The sequence below is a fragment of the Vibrio ulleungensis genome (assembly GCF_016900875.1).
GTDB lineage: Bacteria > Pseudomonadota > Gammaproteobacteria > Enterobacterales > Vibrionaceae > Vibrio > Vibrio ulleungensis.
Genome location: NZ_JAFEUM010000001.1, coordinates 525274 through 546416 on the forward strand (window position 1 = coordinate 525274; position 21143 = coordinate 546416).

The 21143-nt window shown below is 43.5% G+C and carries 21 protein-coding genes; 12 read left to right on the plus strand and 9 right to left on the minus strand.

Translation table 11 applies throughout. From position 1 onward, the window contains the following. Positions 1-206: 206 nt before the first annotated feature. From hppD to maiA, 4 genes are read left to right on the plus strand one after another with little or no spacing between them, the layout of a single operon-like run. Positions 207-1280, plus strand: coding sequence for a 4-hydroxyphenylpyruvate dioxygenase (gene hppD / locus JQC93_RS02515; protein WP_205156881.1), 1074 nt, complete (start codon positions 207-209; stop codon positions 1278-1280). Continuing rightward, positions 1273-2430: a homogentisate 1,2-dioxygenase gene (locus JQC93_RS02520; RefSeq protein ID WP_205156882.1), complete on the plus strand. Its 1158-nt coding sequence runs from the start codon at positions 1273-1275 to the stop codon at positions 2428-2430. Before hppD ends, JQC93_RS02520 begins: the two co-directional genes overlap by 8 nt. Further along, the gene (locus JQC93_RS02525; protein ID WP_205156883.1) at positions 2427-3467 is read left to right on the plus strand and encodes a fumarylacetoacetate hydrolase family protein; all 1041 of its coding nucleotides are present in this window, start codon (positions 2427-2429) and stop codon (positions 3465-3467) included. Before JQC93_RS02520 ends, JQC93_RS02525 begins: the two co-directional genes overlap by 4 nt. A gap of 1 nt (position 3468) precedes the next feature. Continuing rightward, positions 3469-4137, plus strand: a complete 669-nt coding sequence (gene maiA, locus JQC93_RS02530) for a maleylacetoacetate isomerase (RefSeq protein ID WP_205156884.1) — start codon at positions 3469-3471, stop codon at positions 4135-4137. A gap of 238 nt (positions 4138-4375) precedes the next feature. Here the strand turns inward: maiA and JQC93_RS02535 are convergent, their stop codons facing one another. From JQC93_RS02535 to JQC93_RS02545, 3 genes are all read right to left on the minus strand, one after another. Continuing rightward, positions 4376-4765: a VOC family protein gene (locus tag JQC93_RS02535; RefSeq protein ID WP_205156885.1), complete on the minus strand. Its 390-nt coding sequence runs from the start codon at positions 4763-4765 to the stop codon at positions 4376-4378. A gap of 207 nt (positions 4766-4972) precedes the next feature. Then, positions 4973-5785: a helix-turn-helix domain-containing protein gene (locus JQC93_RS02540; protein WP_205156886.1), complete on the minus strand. Its 813-nt coding sequence runs from the start codon at positions 5783-5785 to the stop codon at positions 4973-4975. 108 nt (positions 5786-5893) lie between these two features. Further along, positions 5894-7915, minus strand: a complete 2022-nt coding sequence (locus tag JQC93_RS02545; protein ID WP_205156887.1) for an acetoacetate--CoA ligase — start codon at positions 7913-7915, stop codon at positions 5894-5896. Positions 7916-8115: 200 nt separating this feature from the next. On the opposite strand from JQC93_RS02545, the gene phhA reads away from it, so the two are divergent. Together phhA and JQC93_RS02555 are read left to right on the plus strand one after the other, a co-directional pair. Further along, positions 8116-8910: a phenylalanine 4-monooxygenase gene (gene phhA / locus JQC93_RS02550; protein WP_205156888.1), complete on the plus strand. Its 795-nt coding sequence runs from the start codon at positions 8116-8118 to the stop codon at positions 8908-8910. Continuing rightward, positions 8900-9238 (plus strand): 4a-hydroxytetrahydrobiopterin dehydratase, encoded by a 339-nt coding sequence (locus JQC93_RS02555; protein WP_205156889.1) that lies wholly within the window; start codon positions 8900-8902, stop codon positions 9236-9238. Before phhA ends, JQC93_RS02555 begins: the two co-directional genes overlap by 11 nt. A gap of 145 nt (positions 9239-9383) precedes the next feature. Here JQC93_RS02555 and JQC93_RS02560 read toward each other — a convergent pair whose 3' ends face one another. Together JQC93_RS02560 and JQC93_RS02565 are read right to left on the minus strand one after the other, a co-directional pair. After that, entirely contained in the window at positions 9384-10334 is a 951-nt protein-coding gene (locus JQC93_RS02560; protein WP_205156890.1) for an SDR family NAD(P)-dependent oxidoreductase, read from the minus strand. 75 nt (positions 10335-10409) lie between these two features. Continuing rightward, the gene (locus JQC93_RS02565; RefSeq protein ID WP_205156891.1) at positions 10410-10754 is read right to left on the minus strand and encodes a hypothetical protein; all 345 of its coding nucleotides are present in this window, start codon (positions 10752-10754) and stop codon (positions 10410-10412) included. Between the two features lie 203 nt (positions 10755-10957). Here JQC93_RS02565 and JQC93_RS20365 point away from each other — a divergent pair, with 203 nt between their 5' ends. From JQC93_RS20365 to JQC93_RS02590, 6 genes are all read left to right on the plus strand, one after another. Next, positions 10958-11080: a hypothetical protein gene (locus JQC93_RS20365; protein WP_268980138.1), complete on the plus strand. Its 123-nt coding sequence runs from the start codon at positions 10958-10960 to the stop codon at positions 11078-11080. Between the two features lie 2 nt (positions 11081-11082). Beyond that, positions 11083-12846 carry a protein translocase subunit SecD gene (gene secD, locus JQC93_RS02570; RefSeq protein ID WP_205156892.1) on the plus strand — a complete coding sequence of 588 codons (1764 nt, stop codon included), beginning with the start codon at positions 11083-11085 and terminating at the stop codon, positions 12844-12846. Further along, positions 12839-13786, plus strand: coding sequence for a protein translocase subunit SecF (secF, locus tag JQC93_RS02575; RefSeq protein WP_205156893.1), 948 nt, complete (start codon positions 12839-12841; stop codon positions 13784-13786). The genes secD and secF overlap by 8 nt, the downstream gene beginning before the upstream one ends. Before the next feature lie 380 nt (positions 13787-14166). After that, positions 14167-15207: an alpha/beta hydrolase gene (locus JQC93_RS02580; protein ID WP_205156894.1), complete on the plus strand. Its 1041-nt coding sequence runs from the start codon at positions 14167-14169 to the stop codon at positions 15205-15207. A gap of 43 nt (positions 15208-15250) precedes the next feature. After that, positions 15251-15403, plus strand: a complete 153-nt coding sequence (locus JQC93_RS02585) for a hypothetical protein (RefSeq protein ID WP_205156895.1) — start codon at positions 15251-15253, stop codon at positions 15401-15403. 182 nt (positions 15404-15585) lie between these two features. Continuing rightward, positions 15586-17259 carry a mechanosensitive ion channel family protein gene (locus JQC93_RS02590; RefSeq protein WP_205156896.1) on the plus strand — a complete coding sequence of 558 codons (1674 nt, stop codon included), beginning with the start codon at positions 15586-15588 and terminating at the stop codon, positions 17257-17259. A 6-nt stretch (positions 17260-17265) separates the two neighbouring features. Here JQC93_RS02590 and JQC93_RS02595 read toward each other — a convergent pair whose 3' ends face one another. The 4 genes from JQC93_RS02595 to JQC93_RS02610 all read right to left on the minus strand — a co-directional run bounded on the left by JQC93_RS02595 (position 17266) and on the right by JQC93_RS02610 (position 21113). After that, on the minus strand, positions 17266-18198 hold the full coding sequence (locus JQC93_RS02595; protein WP_205156897.1) for a LysR family transcriptional regulator: 933 nt from the start codon (positions 18196-18198) through the stop codon (positions 17266-17268). A 158-nt stretch (positions 18199-18356) separates the two neighbouring features. Beyond that, positions 18357-19007, minus strand: a complete 651-nt coding sequence (locus tag JQC93_RS02600) for a MarC family NAAT transporter (protein WP_205156898.1) — start codon at positions 19005-19007, stop codon at positions 18357-18359. A gap of 23 nt (positions 19008-19030) precedes the next feature. Further along, positions 19031-20422: a magnesium transporter gene (locus JQC93_RS02605; protein WP_205156899.1), complete on the minus strand. Its 1392-nt coding sequence runs from the start codon at positions 20420-20422 to the stop codon at positions 19031-19033. A 34-nt stretch (positions 20423-20456) separates the two neighbouring features. Next, positions 20457-21113: a DedA family protein gene (locus JQC93_RS02610; RefSeq protein WP_205156900.1), complete on the minus strand. Its 657-nt coding sequence runs from the start codon at positions 21111-21113 to the stop codon at positions 20457-20459. Positions 21114-21143: the final 30 nt, after the last annotated feature.

Genomic DNA, 21143 nt, shown 5'->3' on the forward strand with positions numbered 1-21143 from the left:
TGTCAGGGTGTAAATGAAATCGAGACCTTTCAACCTTTTGATAGCACTCATTTTTTTACTAAAACCCCTCTCCCGTAACATTTTGTTTACAATTTAACGGGCGTTCATCGAAATTGCCCATTTTTCACCTTGTATTCCATTATCTCCGCTTGTAGGCCAAATTTATTCAAGAGCAAATAACACGCATAAGCACAAGGAGAAAGTTCATGGTGGATACATACAACCCGCTTGGTACGGATGGATTCGAGTTTGTTGAATATACAGCCGTTGACCACAAGGGAATTGAGCAACTTAAGGCGCTGTTTGTGTCACTTGGTTTTGCTGAAATAGCCAAGCACCGCTCAAAAGAGGCTTGGCTGTATCGACAAGGTGACATCAACTTTATCGTTAATGCGCAACCACACAGTCAAGCCGAAGCGTTTGCTAAGGTGCATGGTCCCTCGGTGTGTGGCATGGCTTTTCGTGTTCATGAAGCCACGCCCGCAATGGAGCAGGCGTTTAGCAGCGGCGGTAAAGAGTATAAGACCGAGATTGGGCCAATGGAGCTAAGCATTCCTGCCATTTACGGTATTGGAGAAAGCCTACTTTATTTTGTCGATCGCTATGGTAAGCAGAGCATTTATGATGTGGATTTTCGATTCTATGACGACGCGAACGATCGCATGGAAAAAGCCGATGCGGGCCTGTTTGAAATCGACCACCTTACCCACAACGTTAAGCAAGGCAATATGGACGTGTGGTCTGGGTTCTATGAGCGTCTTGGCAACTTTAGAGAGATTCGTTACTTCGACATTGAAGGCAAACTGACAGGGCTTGTCAGTCGAGCCATGACATCACCTTGTGGCAAGATCCGAATTCCAATTAATGAGTCTTCGGACGACAAATCACAAATCGAAGAGTTTATTCGTGAATACAATGGCGAAGGTATCCAGCACATTGCGCTGGCGACGGATGACATCTATAAAACGGTGAAAACCCTGCGTGATCGCGGTATGGACTTTATGCCAACCCCCGATACCTACTACGAGAAAGTCGATCAACGCGTCAAAGGTCATGGCGAAGATACCGAGTTACTGCGAGACCTGCGCGTCCTTATCGATGGCGCACCTACCAAAGACGGTATCTTGCTGCAAATTTTCACCCAAACGGTCATCGGGCCGGTGTTCTTTGAATTCATTCAACGCAAAGGTAACGAAGGCTTTGGCGAAGGTAACTTTAAGGCGTTGTTTGAATCGATTGAAGAGGACCAGATTCGTCGGGGAGTATTGGACGATGCATAAATGGATCTCCTTTCCTCATCGGGAGGGCGTGTGCTCCAAACAAGCGCATGCCGACTTCCCCAAAGAGGCAATCTACGAACGAGAAGCAGGGCGCAGCGGTTTCTTTGGCCCGGCTGCTCACTTTCATCACCAGCACGCCCCAACCGGTTGGTCTGAGTGGGAGGGAGATTTACGCCCCCGCGCTTATGATTTTACGTTAATTGAAAAAGCCAGTCAGATATCGCCGTGGGCGGTTCCTCACCTTTTACACAATGCGGACTGTAAAATCCGCGTGTGGCGAATGGATGAGAAAATGGACTTTTTAGCGCGAAACTCCGATGGGGATGAGCTGCTATTTATTCACCAAGGCAGCGCGGATCTGTATTGTGATTATGGCCACTTGGCGGTAAGTGAAGGGGATTATGTGATGATCCCGCGCTCAACCAACTGGCGCTTAGAGCCAAGTGAGCCGATGTTTATATTGATGATCGAAAACACCGATGCGGCCTACTCATTGCCAGAAAAAGGCATGGTCGGCAATCACGCTGTGTTTGATCCAGCTGTTCTCGATATTCCTTCGATCAATGACAGCTTCCGCGCTCAGTATTCAGAAACCCCAACTCAGGTTCAGGTAAAACGTCACGATACCGTCAGCGTGATCACCTATCCGTTCAACCCGCTAGATGCGATTGGCTGGCATGGCGATTTAGCCGTGGTAAAAGTGAACTGGCGTGACATTAGGCCGCTGATGTCTCACCGCTACCACTTACCTCCATCTGCACACACAACGTTTGTAGGGGCAGGCTTTGTGGTGTGTACCTTTGTACCTCGTCCGATTGAAAGCGATCCTGGCGCACTAAAAGTGCCGTTTTATCATAACAATGATGATTACGATGAAGTGCTTTTCTACCACGCTGGGGATTTCTTCAGTCGCGACAACATCGAAGCGGGTATGGTGACGTTCCATCCGGCAGGATTTACTCATGGACCTCATCCAAAAGCCTTCAAAGCGGGGCAGGCAAACACCAAAAAGTTCACTGATGAGGTGGCGGTCATGATCGATACTCGCCATGCGCTTCACTTCTCTGATGAACTCGACAGCGTTGAGAACAAGGATTATGTCTACAGTTGGAAAGAGACTTCTGGTAACGAAAGCGAGGGAGCACAATGAAACTAGCAACCAAAAAAAATGGCACTCGTGATGGTTTATTGATGGTGGTGAGCAAAGATCTCAAACAGTGTGTAGCGACTACGGATATTTTCCATGGGTTGCATCTTGCTCCAACCATGCAAGTGGCGATGGATAACTGGGATAGAGTGTACTCTCAATTACAAGAGCTCTACATTGGTTTAAATCACGGCCAAGTGGCGGGCAGCGAACCCTTTACCGCTCAGTTCTGTGAGTCGCCTTTGCCACGCGCGTATCAATGGGCTGACGGCAGTGCGTATGTGAACCACGTTGAACTGGTCCGCAAGGCGCGTGGCGCTGAGATGCCAGAAAGCTTTTGGGTTGACCCATTAATGTATCAAGGTGGCTCAGACGCATTTATTGGCCCTTGTGACAACATTGAGTTTGCCAGCGACGAATGGGGCATCGATTTTGAAGGCGAGGTCGCGATTGTGACTGGTGACGTGCCAATGGGCGCGAGTGTGGCACAGGCGCAAGACTCAATTCGGTTGTTGATGTTAGTGAACGATGTATCGCTGCGCGGACTTATCCCAGCAGAGTTGGCAAAAGGGTTTGGCTTCTTCCAATCTAAGCCTTCTTCAGCGTTCTCTCCGGTGGCAGTTACGCCCGATGAACTGGGTGAAAAGTGGCAAGATAGTAAACTGCATTTACCACTGGTATCGACCTACAATGGCGCTGCTTTTGGGTGCCCAAATGCAGCTGTAGATATGACGTTCAACTTTGCCGAGTTGGTGGTGCATGCTGCTAAGACTCGTCCACTTTCCGCAGGCTCGATTATTGGCTCGGGAACGGTGTCGAACAAACAAGGTACTGATCACGGCACTTCTATTGCGGAAGGTGGAGTGGGGTACTCATGCATTGCTGAGGTGAGGATGATTGAGACTATCCGAGACGGCAAACCATCGACTCAATTTATGTCGTTTGGTGACACAATTCGGTTAGAAATGTTTGACGAACAAGGTGATTCCATTTTTGGCGCAATAGACCAACAAGTTAGCCAGTACCAAGAGCAACGATGATATGAGTGAGACAAGGATACTCTATGGCTATTGGCGTTCGTCCGCCGCTTACCGAGTGCGTATTGGGTTGAATATAAAGCAACTTACCTACCAGTCTAAGTCGGTGCATCTTGTGAGAAATGGTGGCGAGCAGCACGGCGCCAGTTTTCAGCGGCTCAATGCCAGTGAGTTGGTGCCGGTTTTGGTGGATGGCGAGGTGAGACTGAATCAGTCATTAGCCATTCTACAATATCTTGATGAGCACTACCCCAAAGTCCCACTGATCCCCGAAAAATCGCCCTTGCGATATACGGCTTTAGCCATGGCGCAAGATATTGCGATGGAGATCCATCCTCTTAATAATCTGCGAGTGCTGCAGTATTTGGAGAGGGAAATGTCTTGTAAGCAAGAGGCAAAAATGGCGTGGATCCATCACTGGATCCACCAAGGGTTTGCTGCGCTAGAAGCGAAGCTTAGCAATCACCGTAACACTCAGGGTGATACCATTTTTAGCCTGACGGACTCACCAAGTATTGTTGACGTCTGCTTGGTGCCGCAAGTCTATAACGCGCAGCGTTTTGCTGTCGATATGTCACCGTATCCATTGATTAACTCGATTGTTGAAGCCTGCAATCAGTTGCCATCTTTTGTTGATGCAATACCTGAAAGTCAAGAAGATGCGCAAGCTTAACAACTGAGGCAAGTGGCTGCACTCAACTGGTTTATCCAATACCTTGGAATACCTTGGGTAGCCAACGCCCCGGGTAGGCACTTCTGCTTTTCATTCTTGAAGTGCCTAACGGGTTTAACGAACTGATCAAGATAACAGCCGTTTTGAGGCCAGTTCTTCCTTGTTCTTTTCTGACTCTATTAGGAACGACAAGAAGCAAGACTCATCACCAAGGCAGGCTGTCATTTTCCGTGCTTGGTTAGTTCGGTGAATTCAAACCCATTCGGTTTCCTTCGCAGTCGTGGAAAATAGCAAAATAACCGCTTTCGTCTGCATGGGGCGTTTTGGGGGTAATGATCTTACCACCATTTTTTACCACCTCATCAAGAATACTCGAGAGATTGTCGCCACCATTTAAGTATAGCGTTACGCCATTGGAGGAAGGGCTAAGCCCGTCTTGTTTTAAGATTAGGCCAACGACAGCCTGGTTTTCATAAGGGAAGACACCCATTTCCATACCGGGCATCTCAAATTTCTCTATATTGATGTTCAGGATCGCTTGGTAGAAATTGATCGCTCTTGAAATATCCAATGCTGGGATTTCAAAAATCGACACATAGCTATTCACATCTTGTCCATTTTCGCTCATCGCTGAGTCTCCTTTTTCCTTAGTTTACCTAGTTCATTTATGTACGAGAGTAGAAACGATGGCTAATAATCATCGTTGCTTATTTCCCAAATAGCGGTGGTCCGCTGTATTACGATTTAGCTCGTCTCATCGACAGCAACTGACTGCATTGAAGTAAAGATTACTCAGGCGACAGAAAGAGGAATTGTAAAAATGCGACAGACGAACCTATTTATAAAATAGTGAAGACAGAGCCATGCTTTCATTGCCCACAAACTCTTTTGGACTCACTCCAGTAAACTCTTTGAAATCTTTAATGAAATGCGATTGATCGTAATAACTGTTCTGATGCGCAATTTGCGTTAAGTCTTCACCCTCGTTAAGCATTGCCTTTAACGCACTTTGAAGGCGAATCAATTTACCTAACTGTTTTGGGCTAACACCAATCTGTTTGATGAACTTGCGCTCAAGTTGCCTTCTTTTGGATAGGTTATCTTTGAGTATAGTGTTAATGGGCGTGCTGCCATTGGAGGCGAAGAGCGTGTCTAGCGTTGATTTGACGATGGTATCAATGGTTGTGCTGTCATTGAGTTTGTCGATTAGAAATGACTCAATGATCTCTATTCGCTGCTCGGTATTTTTGGCGTGGATGATGTCTTGCTCGAGTTTATTGGCTGTTACTTCGTCAAATAATTGCGCTAAAGGGGTCTCAGTATTTGCCAATGCGTTAATAGGCACGCTCACAAAGTTGGCAAATCCATAAGGGTAGAATCGGATCGCAAATGTATCCACAGACCCAGTAGGCTCTATAAAAAAAGGCTCGATGGTGTGCCCCAAAATCAACGCTCTGGGTTGTATTATGACATCGCCTTGTGAAGTGTATCTTTTGATGTCATCGCCAAGTATGAACGCCATTTCGATGGTGCCGTCAGGAATAATACGTTGTTTTTCCGGATGATCCGTTTTAGGGACTTTCAAGGTCCAGTAGCAACTGATTAGCGGCTCTAGGTCTGGGTGTGGTTGAAAGGTTTGATAATCCATAGTTGTACTTTCTCCTACGTTTCAATGACGCCACGTGATTCTCTATCAATGCTATCAGGTTGTTAACCCAGCGACTGTTGGTAAACTAAGCAAAAGTGAGAATCGACACTAGATGGCAATAATCTGCTCAATCTCTTGCAGCACCTCTGCGTTAGCGATAGCGCCAAGGTTTTCAACACTTTTACCATTAACCACCTGCTTTGCCGCCAGTTCTACCAGCTTGCCCGAACGCGTTTTTGGCACGTCACTGATCGCGAATATCTGACTAGGCACATGCCTTGGTGAGCAACATGATTTGAGCTTGCTTTTAATGGCTGTGCGTATTTCATCACTTAAGGTTATGCCTTGCTGCAGTTGCACAAACAACCAAATTTGCTCGTTGCGGTCGATTTCTTTACCGACGGCGATGGAATCGACAACGCCTTCTATGGTGTTTACTTGCTGATAGATTTCGGCTGTGCCGATTCTTATTCCGCCAGGGTTAAGCGTGGTGTCGCCTCGACCATAAAACAGGTAGCCTCCGTTGACGCTGTGCTCTACCTCGTCACTATGGTGCCAAACATTGTCGAACTTATCCCAATAGGTGCTGTGATAGCGCTCGCCGCTGTCGTTCCAAAAACCTGTTGGGAAGTTAGGCAGGGAGTTTGCGCATACCAGTTCACCTCGTTGTTGTTTGACTGGGAGGCCGTCGGCATTGAAGACTTTAACATCAATACCTAGCCCCGCTTGCTGGCATTCGCCGCGATAAACTGGGGATATAGGGTTACCTAAAACAAAGCAGCCGCAAATATCGGTGCCACCCGAAATAGACGCTAAGTGCAGATCTTGTTTGATATGCTTGTAGACGTAATCAAACTGCTCGGGATAGAGCACAGACCCTGTCGAGCAGAGAGTTTTTAAGTGAGGAAGTGAATGGCTGTTGATAGGAGAAAGTTGAGCTTTTTCAATCGCTTCTAAATACTTGGCTGACGTTCCAAATGTAGATACTTCGGCGCGCTGCGCTAAATCCCACAAGACGTTTGCTTGCGGATACACAGGGCTACCATCAAAGATCACCAAACAGGCACCGCTCGCAAGCGCAGAAACGTGCCAATTCCACATCATCCAACCACAAGTGGTGTAGTAAAATACGCGATCATTCGGTTTAATGTCACAATGCAGCTGGTGCTCTTTTAAATGGTTAAGCGTGGTCCCGCCGACGGAATGGACAATGCATTTGGGCTTACCTGTTGTACCGGAAGAATAGAGAACAAACAGAGCGCTATTGAAGTCAACTCGGGTAAATTGCAGCGGCTGTGGTTCAAAGAGGTGGAGGATCTGTGGCCAGTATTGGGTGTGTGAGCTGGGTTGTTCGCTACCCAGTTTCAATTCAACACTCTGCTCCTGATAAGTCTCCTGTGTTAGGTAAGGGATAGTGCAAACATGCTGCAGCTCATTTAACTGTGCAATAATTTGCTGATTTTTGTTGGCCATATCGAACGTCTTGCCATTAAAAGTGTAGCCATCGCAGGTAAACAGTACCTTGGGTTTCACTTGGCCAAATCGTTCAATGACACTCTCTACACCAAAGTCTGGTGATGTGGATGTCCAAGTCGCTCCTAAGCTGGTAGTGGCCAGCATAGCGATCACGGTTTGTGGGAGATAAGGGGTATAGGCTGCAACCACATCGCCTTGTTGTACGCCACACTCTTTGAGCCACTGCTGTACACACGAGACTTTCTCTCTTAGCGCTTGCCAGGAATATACTTGCTTCTCGCCCCGTTCATTTTCAAACCATATCGCACTATCAGCTGGCGATGCCTTACTTGCATTCAGTAAGTTTTCGGCATAATTAACTTGAGCATTTGGGAACCACAGCGAATCGCGATGCGACTGTGGCTGCTTCCAGCGGCTTTCGCCTTGGGTTAATACCCTGTCACCTTGCAAGCCAATCATTTCAGTGAACTGCCAAACATTTTGCCAAAACGCTTCTGGCTGCTGCACAGACCATTGATGAAGATCTTGGTAACGCAACAGTGCACTGCTGAATTCAACACCCTGCCGTTCAAGGCTATGCATAAATTTGGTTAGGTTGGCTTGTTCAATACGCTGACTACTTGGTTGCCAAATGGGCTCTCTACTTTGGTACATTCCGCTCTCTTTAACAAAACTTTAACTTTTTCAGTCTGGTATGTCGGCATTAGAAAGTCAAAAGCCTAATGAAATAAGCATTCAGCAAAAGAGTGTAAACAAAATGTTACAGATCGGCGGTTTGCAAAAAACGCTTCGAAATGGCACTTATAAAAAAGTCAGGATAGTTTTAAAGGGAGACATGCATAAGGAGATGTTTAGTGACGCAATATCAATCTAAACCCGTGAGCAAAGAGGGGTGGGTAGAGTGGAGTCGTGAAGACGACGCCATTTGGCACGATTTGGTGACAAAGCAGCTGGCCATTGTAGAAGGGCGCGCTTGTGACGCGTATTTGCAGGGTTTGACTTTACTCGATCTACCAACGGACCGAGTGCCTCAGTTACCAGAGATAAACAAAGTGCTAAATGAAACGACAGGTTGGCAAGTAGAGCCAGTTCCTGCGTTGATAGACTTTGACCGTTTTTTTGATTTGCTTGCCAACAAACGATTTCCCGTGGCGACCTTTTTACGAACGCGAGACGAATTCGATTATTTACAGGAGCCGGACTTCTTTCATGAAATCTTTGGGCATTGCGCAATGTTAACCAATACCGACTTCGCTGCTTTTACCGAGCACTATGGAAAACTAGGGCAATTGGCGACGCCCAAACAGCGCGCTTATCTGGCTCGTTTGTACTGGTTTACGGTTGAGTTTGGCTTAGTCAAAGAAGAGCATGCACTGAAAATTTATGGAGGTGGCATTTTGTCGTCTCCAGCAGAAACCCTTTATGCGCTCGAAGGCAGCGCTGCTATCCGTGATGAGTTTGATATTCAAACTGTTCTAAGGACCCCTTATCGCATCGATATCATACAACCTAAATATTATGTGATAGAGACGCTGTCTGACCTGTTTAAGATCAGCCAGTGCAACCTATTACAGCAAACGGATCTCGCGATTGAAGCAGGATTACTACCACCACTTTTTGAACCTAAGGAATCAGTACATGTTGAATGAACTAAAATGCGAAGCCTGCAGTATCGATGCAATTGCTCTCAACAATGAGGAGCAACAATCGTTGTTATTGGAGCTATCTGAATGGCAGATAATGGATAGAGAGGGCATCTCGCAGCTTGAAAAAGTGTATACGTTTAAAAACTTTAAGCTGGCGTGGGCATTCAGCAATAGAATAGCCGAATTAGCGGAAGACGAGTTTCATCACCCTTCGATATTGTTGGAGTGGGGTAAAGTCACCGTGACGTGGTGGAGCCACTCGATTAAGGGCCTGCATAAGAACGACTTTATCTGCGCCTCACGTTGTGATGCTTTGGTTGAGGGTGAGTAAATTTTAGCTTGATTATGCGTATGAAAACAAAAACAGTGTTGCTTCTGGGCTTGCAATGGGCGTGGCCCGAATATTTGTTTTTGTGCCCATTCGCCTTGTGTTACCTAATAGCAAAGTGATTGAAGAAAAATCATACAGGTGAGTATTACCCATTTAACCAAGGAGCTAGCGCAATTTTTGTCATCTTTCGAGCCTGTGCTCGTTTGATGGCGTTTTGGGCCTCAGAGTGGTGGGACTTGATCTTATCTTCACACACATAGATACCAGAGGCATTATTAAAATGCGATGAGATTGCTAGCCTTACTATGCGATCGGCACCTACCACAGTTGGTGACGCTGCATAGTGCATCACGTACTTCATTATCTTCTCTGTTCCCTCTAAATGATTAAGAAGATTAGAGCGTATGTGACCAGGGCAAAGCGAGTTAACTGTGACCTCTATATTAGCCAACTCATTAGCCAGATCGATAGTAAACATATTCATAGAGAGCTTTGACTCCACGTAGCTGTTATCCGAAACAAAGTTAGCTCTAGACTGAATATCGTCAAAATCGATGTTGGCAATAAACTCAGTGTTAGTTGTCAGGTTAACGATGCGCGCAGGCGCCGACGCCTTAATTCGCTCTAAAAGCAGTTCAGTGAGCAATCGGGGGCCAAAGTAGTTAATAGCCCAGTTAGTTTCAAAGCCATCACTAGTGACTACGGGTTTAGTCATGTTAATACCCGCATTATTGACCAAGATATCTATCTTAGTGTGATTAGCCAGAATACGTTCTGCACATGCTTTGACGCTGTCCATTGATGCAAGATCACATATCTCTAGCGTAATATTTCCTGCTGATGGAGAAACATGAAGCGATTGAATCTGTGCATTTGCTTTTTCTGGGTTTCGGCTAAGAAGCACGATGTTTGCTCCCATCTCGTAAAGCATTTCAACGGCTACTTGGCCAATACCGTCTGTGCCACCGGTAAACACAATGGTTTTTCCTAATAAGTCTTTGTCCATCTCAGGAACTGCATATTGCGTATTGGGAACTCTTCTTTGGGGGACAAATAATTTGAGCAAGATTCGAGTTTTATCATCGAGTAGTGGCATAGTTTTGTTCTCTGTCATTTAACAACGATGTCATAGTAAAAAATCAACCGTGTTGTTACTTATACATTTCAAAACTTAACTTATCGATTTTACGGTTGGTGCTAATTTGTGGGGATCGGTCAGATGGCGGCCATATTCGTAGTTGAGTCGATAACCTAAGCCACCATTTAAACTAACGAGTTCTCCGTAATAGTTATGTGTATCAAGATCTTCTTTCGCAACGTAGCCAAAAATCACTCCATAATTATTTGATGTAGCAAGTCCCACTTGGAGACCAAAATCAAAGCCCTCGTTGCCATATCCAACTTCTGCTGCTGAGTAGAGGCCATGTGAGTCAGAAAATGAAACATGTTGCGAAGCGACCGTAGAGAACGCCAATAATGATGCCAATATTCCAAGTGTGGTTTTTGCCTTTTTCACGGTGTTTTCCTTGGTAATCCCCTCATATAGTTGACGAGGAGAATCATATTGCTTGGTAAACATCCTGGATACGAGTTTGAGAAATTCAAATTTGAAGGCTCTTTCTTACTTCTAACTACAATAATGAATTTCTCTAATTCATAGTTGACGCCAATGAAAGAGTAAATAATGACCTTACAATTCGAAACTCAAAGGTCTTTACAATGACTAAAGCATTGATTCTTTACCGTAAAATAGAAATTAAATTAATAGTCGCCATGATGTTTGGTTATGGAGGGGCGATTCTATTTCTTGCCAAGATGTTGCCTCTATATTCAGGTAAATAGTAATGAGCATTTTACAACGTACGACCGTTTATATGCTCATTATTCTGCTTGCACTTTTTGCCTTACCAAACATCTACCCTGAGTATCCATCATTAAGCTTGAGTAGTAAAAATGGAAACGAGTCCTTAACTCTAGAGAGTTTTCATGAGCAACTATCTCAACTAAAAATCAAGCCTAGAAGTGTTGAACTCAATGAACAAGAGATTTTGATTCAGTTTAATAGTGCTAAAGACCAAAGTGTTGCTCATAGCCACTTTACGTCGCTAGGAGCTTTATCTACGACTCTATTGCTTCATTCTACACACCCAAATTGGATGAAAAACATAAAGTTGGAGCCAATGAATCTAGGGTTAGACCTAAGAGGTGGGGTTCAGCTTACTCTAAATGTAGAATCATCCAAGAGTTATCAAGGATATATAGATTCCTTTGTAGCTGAAATTAGGCATTTCAACAGGCAACTACCCGTTGATGTTAGAAAGCCATTAGGGAACATATCGATTAATGAGTCTGTGATTTCAATCGAAAATACCTATGGAAATGATGTTAATTTTAAAGAATTGTTGGTTGGTAATAATGAATGGGAGTTGTCGCGTTCAGAATCAGACATTCTGTTTTCCTTAGACTCGGATACAGTTGAAAGACTTGAGCGTCAGGCGATGCAACAAACCTTATCTGTTATGCGACAACGCGTTGAAAGTCTGGGTATTACAGAAGCCAACATTCAACAACACGGTCGAAATTTTATTCGCATCGAGCTTCCGGGTGTACAAGATCCAGATGCGGCTAAATCTTTGATTGGAGCAACCACCAGCATCGCTTTTTATGACGTTGTGGCCCCGCAAAAATCGGGTAACAATTACTTTGATTCAAGAGGTGAAAACGTTCGCCTTGCAAATCATCCGATCGTAACAGGAGAGGATATTATTGATTCCTCCGCAACCATTGGAGAGTTTGGACAACCTGAAGTCAATATAGTTCTGAACAGAACTGGCGGAAACAAAATGTCTCAACATTCGCGTAGCAATATCGGTCAACCAATGGCGACATTGTTTAGTGAATATCATGCGAATCAACAAGGTGAGCTTGAGCAAGCTCACGAAGTGATTAGTGTCGCAACTATTCAGTCTCAGTTTGGTTCTAGATTTCGAGTGACAGGGGTCGGAGATTTACGAGAAGCGCAAGAGCTTGCTTCTGTTCTTCGATCCGGTGCGCTGACCGTTCCTGTATCAATTATTGACGAACAAATCATAGGTCCAACTCTTGGTGAGCAAAACATTAAAAATGGTTTAATTGCCGTTGTATTGGGCTTAGCTCTAACGTTTGTGGCTATGGCAACGCTTTACGGGAAGTTTGGGTTGGTTGCTTGCGGCGCACTAAGTGTGAATATGGTGATGATTGTCGGTTTACTCTCGATAATACCAGGCGTCGCGCTTACTTTGCCCGGTATTGCCGGTTTAGTTCTGACAATGGGGATGGCGGTAGATTGCAATGTTCTAGTGTTCGAAAGAATCAAAGAACTGCGTAAGCAAGGAATCCCAGATGCAAAAGCCATTTCACGTGGTTATAAAGAGTCTTACTCAACCATTATTGATGCGAACTTAACGTCTCTAATAACCGCAATCGTACTATTTGTGGTTGGGTATGGGGCGGTTAAGGGCTTCGCAGTTACACTGGGCATCGGTATTGTAACCAGCTTATTTACAGGGCTAATTGTTAGCCAACTATGGATGAAAAAAACGTCACCGCGAGGTCGCCACAATGCGTAATACTCTGAAAATTAGGGCCGCTAAACTAGCGTGGAGTCAATACCGTAAGGTGGGGTTATACTTTTCTTTCATTTTGATGATTTTGAGTGGAATCTATATCACCTTTAATGGACTTAACTTAGGTTTAGAGTTTACGGGGGGGATCACTTATCAGGTGTTATTCAGTCAACCAATTGAGCTTGAAACCATGCAGTCAGCGGTGGAACAATGGTTTGCTATAAATCCCCAATTGACACCTGATATTTCACGCACTCAATGGCAATTTCAGTTTGCTGTTGATGCTGGCGTAACTCAGCCGCAATTACAAGTTTGGTTGTCGAGCTTAGAGGCGGAGTTAGGAACAAATTTCACGCTGTTGTCGAGTGCGTTTGTTGGGGCTCAAGTTGGCGAGCAGCTTATTGAACAAGGGAGCTTAGCTTTACTGTTTGCAACTCTAGCAATTTTAACGTATCTAGCGATCCGTTTTGAATGGAGGTTGGCATTTGGTGCAGTAGCGGCGCTTGTACACGATGTAGTGATTGTATTGGCGTTATTTAGCGTGACTGGTATGGAATTTAACCTTGCGTCACTCGCGGCTGTGTTGGCAGTTGTCGGATACTCTCTTAATGATTCTATTGTTGTTGCAGATAGAACAAGAGAGTATTTAAAACGCTTCCCTAATCAGTCTGTGCTGCACTCGACCGATATGGCAATTCGAAGCTCACTGTTCAGAACGTTTGTCACGTCTGGCACGTCGTTGGTTACTGTAAGCAGTATTTGGATAATAGCAGGTGGCGTTTTAGACGGGTTCGCTTTTGCGTTATTTAGTGGAATTTTAGTGGGTACATGGTCATCATTGGTGATTGGCACCTCAATCCCGGAACTCCTGAACCTATCTCCTCGTCACTACAAAAAACAAGCCGCTGTTCTAGATGAGGCTGGGAATCCAATCCACACTTGATTCTGAACACATACAAAAAGCCTCGCCGTAATCGGTTTAGATTTAGGCGAGGCTTTTTATTACTTTAAGCCTTAATTCATTAAATAGAATTTAGCGTAATTAGTTTAGTAAACTGGCAGATTTAATCTCGATACCAAAAAGACAAAGAAGACCAAATACCCAGATAAAACAAGACTAAGCGGTATGTATTTCATAAATTACCTCCTTTTTGTTGTTATCCCATTTGCTCAAATAGTTTTGAAGGAATTAGACAAATTCATATTTGGCTTAAGGCTTGATTCGTATATGAATTCCTCTAATTCATCGATCATTGGACTGCTGCAATGAATAATGGCCTCAACAACTTACCCATGAGTTAAAAAAACAACACTGAGGTCATCATGAAATTGAAAAAACTCAATACGATAATTCCAGCGATTCTCTTAACGGTTAGTAGTAGTGCTGCATTTGCAAACCTTTCCGTTGTAGAAAAAAATATACCAACACCAACAGGTATCTCAGCTGAGTTAGCGCAGATAATAGAAAATCGACAAATACCACCAGCGCTACCTACTCCGACTAACAATCAAGAGTGGCATGCCATTCAACAGGCATTTGATGCATCAGGAAATGAGATGGCGCATGCAGCACTTGAGCGCCTGAATGTAACCTATGAAGCAAAGCAATACGCGGGGGTGGATACGTTTTTTGTTACACCAGAAACGATCTCTCCTGAATATAAAGATAAATGGTTAATTCATATTCATGGTGGCGCGTTTGTTTTTGGAGGAGCAGATTCAGCACTACGCGAAGCGATTTGGTTAGCCAACGGGTTAGGGGCTCAAGTGATATCTGTCGATTATCGTCAACCACCATTGCATCCTTTCCCTGCTGCTATTGACGATACAGTTGCAGTCTGGAAAGAGCTAACTAAGACTCAAGCTCCTGAGTCTACAGCAATATTTGGTACGTCAGCAGGCGGAAATTTAACACTAGCAACCACACTTAAAATTCAAGAACTTGGTTTGCCAACGCCAGGTGCGCTCTTTGTTGGAACTCCAGCGGTCGATCTAAAAGAGACGTCAGATACATGGCATACCCTGAAGGGGCTCGATCCCCTTGGACAACGCGAAGGTTTGATCAACGGTGCATTTGAGGTGTACTCTGCTGGTGAAAATCTAGATAACCCCTTAATTTCTCCAATATACGCAGAGATTGACAGCTTCCCACCAACTATTCTGATTTCAGGCACTCGTGACCTGTTACTTAGTGACACAGTACGAATGCACAGACTATTAAGAGCGGCAGACGTCGATGCACAGCTCCATATTTATGATGGTCAATCACACGGAGACTATTTGAATAGCTTGCTCAGTGATGTGCCAGAATCAGACGATGCAATAAAAGAAATCGAATCATTCTTTAATAAATACATCAATTAATTTTGGTCACAGGGATGTGACTTCTTTCTTCTTGGAGGTCAACATGCGCAAGTTCGTAACGTCAACTTATCAGCGTATCATTACACTCAATCTTGTTAGTCAACACTACTCATGGCACCAATCTTTGCAAGACCATGGCTACTCAGCAAATCCAATTCCTGTGGATACACTAGAAAGTCCCCCTAAAGATAAATAGGTTTACCAACACGACACGATGAATTCACCCACTTGGTACTGGTTAGGAGCTACGGTTTGTTACGACGAATTTTAATAACATGTTCATGTATTGCTTTGCTGCTGGCCAGTAGTTTTACACTCGCTGACGGAAAATTAAGATTAGCGAATACATCTAGCCCCCATAAAACCTTAGAAAGTTTTATGATCAACTCAGAGTTACTGATTGAATATTGGGAAAAAGAACAATTACATTTACCCCAAGCGCAACATGCCTATGCACAAGTAATTAGAACACTTGATCTTTCGTTGGTGCCTAATCGAAGCCGCACTGTCGTGATCATGGAAAAGACGATATTGTTGCGAGAAGTACTCGATAGGCTTAGCGACTCAGTACATGCAAATGCCCCCAAATTGAGCGAAGTTAACCAAAACGAATTGCGCCAGTGGAGATTTGCTAACACCGATATCGTTATTGCTCGTCAAGAGTTTGGGGATAAAGCCGACCAATTTCTATTTAGCGCAACGACACTTCAAAGCCTACCTAGGTGGTATCGCTCAATGTCGGTATTGCCTTACTATAACGATAACCGCATAGATTATTATCAAGACTTTTTGAGAAGCCCAGGCCCTTTGTTCTCAAAGACTTTTGTTGCATCTCTTCCAGCATTTATGAACCAACTATATGGTCCGTTGCCCTTATGGCAATGGTTTGCTGTACTGAGTGTAATTATTCTTTGCCGAATACTGATAAAAATAAGTTTTGTATTGGGTAGGCGTTGGAATAGCCGATGGGAAAGCAAAGGACTGACGTGGAGAACGGGCCGAATGTTCTCGTTAATCGGTGTCGTCGGGATACTAAGACTTGCAAGAAAACTTATCGATGATGGTATTTGGATAACAGGAAGTGTATATCAAATCTTTACCACGCTTTTTCTATTGGCTCAGTTCATTTCGTTATCGCTGCTCATTATGGCGACTTTCAACTATCTTGCAGAAATTTATGCGTTTAAAAAACACAATGGTAAACACGTTGATTCATCGTTAATCACAGTATTAGCGAGAATCTTTGGTGGATTAACTATCGCGGTTCTAGGTATTTATGTCATTGGATATATGGGGTTTTCTATCTCACCTATAGTGGCTGGCTTAGGTGTGGGTGGTTTAGCTGTAGCGCTTGCAATTAGGCCGTTACTTGAAAATGTTATCAACGGACTGACTCTATACGCGGACGGTGGCATCAAAATAGGCGAACTTTGCCGCTATGGAGACAAGCTCGGCATCATTGAAAGTATCGGATTGCGCTCAACGCGAATTCGTACTTTAGAGCGCTCGCTCATAACTATCCCTAATTCAGAGTTTGCCAATATGGAAATTGACAATTTAGAGCGGCGTGATAAACGTCGTATGGAACATGTTCTCCGGTTGCGATCTGAAGTAACGCTCGATCAACTGCGGGTAGTTATCGTCAATATTCGCCGAGCTTTATTACAGCATCCGATGATAGAGTCGGATCCTGTTAGGGTTAGGCTAATGGGGTTGGGGGAGTACTCGATTAATATCAATATTATGGCCTACATCAGGTGCCGTGATAATGAAGAGTTTATGGCAGTACAAGAAGACATACTCTTTAGTGCAATTAATCAAGTCTCTAATGTTGGTGCAAAAATAGCCCATTCAACTCAATACCAATTAATGGATACAAGCACTCAACCAAGTGCAGAGCACATACTTAATGCTAGCCAAACTGTAGAACAGTGGCATAGCGATCAAAATTTCCCATTCCCAGATTTTAGCGCTGAATACAAATATGATATCAAGGATACCATTTTGTACCCAACGACCACTTCAGCAGTTCGGCAAAAATCGATAAGTTGACACACTCTAATCAAATTGCGGCTGAGAAATAGAATCAAAATGGCTTTGTATAATTTGATGGAGCAGTTGGTTTAATGGAAAACCTCTTTTGGATTGCAGGTAACCGCCGTCAATTTGAATTTGGCGAGCTTCTTTCGGTAGAAGAGGCAGTGGATAGCTTTGAAGGTCTGCATCCCATTCAACTATGTAACTGCTTCCAAACATCATGGCATCGGAGTTTTTTAGTTTATTTAGCAATACCGACAAGCTGTGTGTAGTTAGAGCGATATTGGCACTATAGCCCTTGATTCGGTAAAGCTCTTCAATTGCAGAACGTTTACTGTTTAACCCATCAATTAAGATTCTAGCGATTGGCAAAGTATTAATGTCTTCCCAGTTACTACTTTTACTTAAAACAGGATGTTCACTTCGTGCAATCAGACAAAGCTCTACTTCTTTTAGTTTATGTTGGTAAATATCTTGAGGGATAGGCAGACCGGCAATTTGTAACATGTAATCAATTTGTCCGTTTAACATGTCTGGTAAACTTTGTTCTTGCCAGTAAGTCATTTTAAATTTCGCGTTAGGAAGGCTTTCTCTTAAAGCGGTAAAAATACCCTCGCCATATAGCTCAAGAATAAAAATATTCATCGCAATTGAAATTTCACCATCAAATGTCAGTGGGTCGAAATTTTTATATGATTCAACAACTTTGATGATGGGGTTAATCATCTCATCAGCCGCTTCAGCGAGTTTTTCAGCGAGTTCAGAAGGTTCTACGCCATGAGCTTTTCGAATAAACAACTGATCGCCAAATGTATCTCTAAGTTTTGCCATTCCACGGCTAACGCTGGTTTGAGAGATCCCTAACTTTTCTGCAGCCAAATGTGTGTTGCGCGTTTCTACAACAGCTTGCAGGATTTTTAGTAGATTTAAATCTAAATCACGAAGTTCTCTCACTGTTCGTCCTTAGGCATAGATAATGCTAACTCGATTACTCTGTTTACTAGGTTATGTGAATTGGTAGATTGTTCAACAACTTTTAGCTATGTGACGCTAAAAGTTGTTGAATTTGAAAAGTAACTTGGTAGGAAAACAAAAACTGGTATTGCAGTTAACTAAATTATGAGACTGATTTCTTGGACAATCTCAGTGATGCCGACTGTGAAAAACTGCACCCCCATGCAAATCAATAAAAAGCCCATAATACGAGTAAATGCATTAATGCCATTTTGTCCAAGAGCCTTGAGAAGAGGGTAGGCCATGCTTAACGTAAACGCGGCAACAGTAGCAACAACGGCGAATCCTGCTATCACACCGCTGTAAACACTTGGCATATGCAGTTCATCTCCGTGTATAGCCAGCTCAGCAGCTAAACTGATAATAAGAGCCATGGTACCTGGACCGCATAATGAAGGAATGGTTAGTGGCACCAGAGCAATAGAATCTTGTTTTGGTGTAGAGCTGCTCTCTTCATTCTTAGGGAATAGCATATTAAAGCCAATTGCGACAATAATGATGCCACCGCCTAGTCGCAAACTCGGTATGGAAATGCTAAATAGCTCGAGTACCGAAGAGCCGATGAAAAAGGTGATGCAAAGCGCAACAAACAGGTAAAGACCAACGGTTTTCGCTTGTCGTACAATGTAGCTTTTGTCCTTACCTTTACTTAACCCCAGTAACACTGTGGCTGCGGCTGGTGGGTTCATAATAGGCAACAAGCCAAGCACCGTAAGGCTTAAATAGGTAAGTAACATTTCTATGTTCATAAGGGTTCCAATATATAAGTTATTTAAAGTAAAAACAGTTGGGCTAAGTAAAGTACGCTGAAGAATGACATTGCATCAGTTAAAGTGGTGAGTAGTGGGCTTGAAAGCATTGCGGGGTCTAAATTTAGGCGCTTAAGAGTGAGTGGTAATGCACCACCAATAACAACAGCAAATGTGGATGAAATTACGTAGGCAAAGCTCACTAAAATAGGCAAAGTTATTAGTTCGCTACCATATGTAATGAACGATAAAATGGATAACACGGCCCCGATGATGACACCGTTTATAATGCCGATGGGAAGCTCTTTTAAGATGACATAAAGGACATCTTTTGGTGTAAGGCTGCCAACTGACAGCTCTCGAATAGACACCGCAACAGCCTGATTGCCAGCTGCACCAGATAAATTAGCGACTAAAGGTAATATGGCAGCCAGTAACGCGAATTGAGAAATAATAGATTCAAATTGTGCAATTATCGATACTGCGGCATAACTGAGAACTACAGAGGGCAACAGAAAGGTCAAACGCCGAATATTCCGCTTTACAGTCGGCATGGTACGAAATTCATCACCACCAAATACACCTGATTGCTCGAGCAGCTGTGTTTTTGACTCTCGATATAACGCTTCATTGAGCTGTTTAAACCCAACAATTCCGATTTGAAATCCATCTTGATCAACGACTGGAATAATCGAATGAGGAGTTGTATCGAGAATACTCTTAAGTGAAAACAAACTTATATCAGCGGTTGCTACTGGTACGGTTTCATCTAGGTAATCTTTGACATAACTACCATAAGGTAAGCTAAAGATATCTTTGAGTTTTATTGCACCCAAATAGCTTCCATCTTCATTATGTAAGTAGATATAACGCCATTCTTGATGCTCATAATTTTGTTCGTCATCAGCGAGAATACCCGTAATATGCGATACGGTCGCCGCTCTGCTGAGTTTGAGAATTTCATTTTTGCAGATTCCACCTGCGCTGTTAACATCGTAATTGAGTGAGGCTTTTTCTTCTTCAATCCACACTTCTGGAAAAGCGGAATTTAAATACTCTCCTTGCTCTTGTGAAAAGTGTCTGATAATCATGCGTCTATCTGCAGAGCGTAGAAACCTGAATATGTCCTGAGTGGTTGTTTTCGGTAGATGAGCCAATAGTGAGCGTATTTCAGAGTCGCTATAATGATCCAGTAAATTCGCTGCAAGCTGAGGTTCTACGTTTGCTAAAATGCCAAACGTAAGTATTCGTTCGTGTTCTGTCAATTGCCTCAGGACAGGCGAAATAGACATCATATCAGCCGTTTTAATACACTGAATCAACTGTTGTATGTCCATCTCTTCTAGGTAACTTATCACTTCTGAATAGAGGCTTTCAGCACTGTTTGGGCTGTCATTCGTATTGAGTAAAATCATAAATCTCTCGATATTTTCGTGATTGTTATAAAGGCTATGCAAGATGCTGTGGATTGTTCTTCGCACGGAAAAATCGAATGAACAGAGCAATGAATGCGCTGAGCATGAGTAAGAAACTACCGATTAAAAACCACTTCGTGATCATGTCTTGATGATCTGCAATAAAGGGGTGTCTCATTAAATACTTCCCTGTAAGGAGTAGCGTCAGCACCCATGTAATTGCGCTGGTTAAACTCGTCACGACGGTTCGTAGTAGATTCAATTTAGATATTCCCATCAGCATTGGTGTTAAAACCCTGACGAATGGAATAAATCGAGAGACAAACAATGCGAGAAATCCATATTTAGAAAGCAATCGCTTTGTTTTTGCTAAAGCATCGTCAGGTAAGGTTCTTTCTGTCCGTTTGATAAAAGAGGTGCCTTGTAACCAACGTCCTTGTAGGTAAGCAACTATCGACCCGGTAAATGCCGCAGATGACAATAGAATCAGAGCATGAGAAAACTCAATTGCACCTATACCGATTAATCCGCCAACGAAAAGAACCAGCCCGTCGCCAGGTAATGGAAGAAACACGAAACTAGACTCTAGAAATAGAACTATGCCTAATAGTAAAAGTAAGATATGAAGTGAATTTACTTGTAACAATGCATTAAAGTCTTGAACCCATATGGCTGAAAGGATTTCTTGCATAATGAAACTCCATTTTTGGATGCTCAGGTT

Bases quoted from the DNA above. Each gene is read 5' to 3' on its own strand.
- JQC93_RS02590 (WP_205156896.1), top strand. From the start codon at position 15,586: ATGATCAACTCAGAGTTACTGATTGAATATTGGGAAAAAGAACAATTA.
- JQC93_RS02525 (WP_205156883.1), top strand. From the start codon at position 2,427: ATGAAACTAGCAACCAAAAAAAATGGCACTCGTGATGGTTTATTGATG.
- JQC93_RS02605 (WP_205156899.1), bottom strand. From the start codon at position 20,422: ATGATTTTACTCAATACGAATGACAGCCCAAACAGTGCTGAAAGCCTC.
- JQC93_RS02555 (WP_205156889.1), top strand. From the start codon at position 8,900: ATGTTGAATGAACTAAAATGCGAAGCCTGCAGTATCGATGCAATTGCT.
- secD (WP_205156892.1), top strand. From the start codon at position 11,083: ATGAGCATTTTACAACGTACGACCGTTTATATGCTCATTATTCTGCTT.
- JQC93_RS02535 (WP_205156885.1), bottom strand. From the start codon at position 4,765: ATGAGCGAAAATGGACAAGATGTGAATAGCTATGTGTCGATTTTTGAA.
- JQC93_RS20365 (WP_268980138.1), top strand. From the start codon at position 10,958: ATGACTAAAGCATTGATTCTTTACCGTAAAATAGAAATTAAATTAATA.
- JQC93_RS02610 (WP_205156900.1), bottom strand. From the start codon at position 21,113: ATGCAAGAAATCCTTTCAGCCATATGGGTTCAAGACTTTAATGCATTG.
- secF (WP_205156893.1), top strand. From the start codon at position 12,839: ATGCGTAATACTCTGAAAATTAGGGCCGCTAAACTAGCGTGGAGTCAA.
- maiA (WP_205156884.1), top strand. From the start codon at position 3,469: ATGAGTGAGACAAGGATACTCTATGGCTATTGGCGTTCGTCCGCCGCT.
- JQC93_RS02540 (WP_205156886.1), bottom strand. From the start codon at position 5,785: ATGGATTATCAAACCTTTCAACCACACCCAGACCTAGAGCCGCTAATC.
- JQC93_RS02545 (WP_205156887.1), bottom strand. From the start codon at position 7,915: ATGTACCAAAGTAGAGAGCCCATTTGGCAACCAAGTAGTCAGCGTATT.
- JQC93_RS02585 (WP_205156895.1), top strand. From the start codon at position 15,251: ATGCGCAAGTTCGTAACGTCAACTTATCAGCGTATCATTACACTCAAT.
- JQC93_RS02580 (WP_205156894.1), top strand. From the start codon at position 14,167: ATGAAATTGAAAAAACTCAATACGATAATTCCAGCGATTCTCTTAACG.
- JQC93_RS02560 (WP_205156890.1), bottom strand. From the start codon at position 10,334: ATGCCACTACTCGATGATAAAACTCGAATCTTGCTCAAATTATTTGTC.
- JQC93_RS02520 (WP_205156882.1), top strand. From the start codon at position 1,273: ATGCATAAATGGATCTCCTTTCCTCATCGGGAGGGCGTGTGCTCCAAA.
- hppD (WP_205156881.1), top strand. From the start codon at position 207: ATGGTGGATACATACAACCCGCTTGGTACGGATGGATTCGAGTTTGTT.
- JQC93_RS02600 (WP_205156898.1), bottom strand. From the start codon at position 19,007: ATGAACATAGAAATGTTACTTACCTATTTAAGCCTTACGGTGCTTGGC.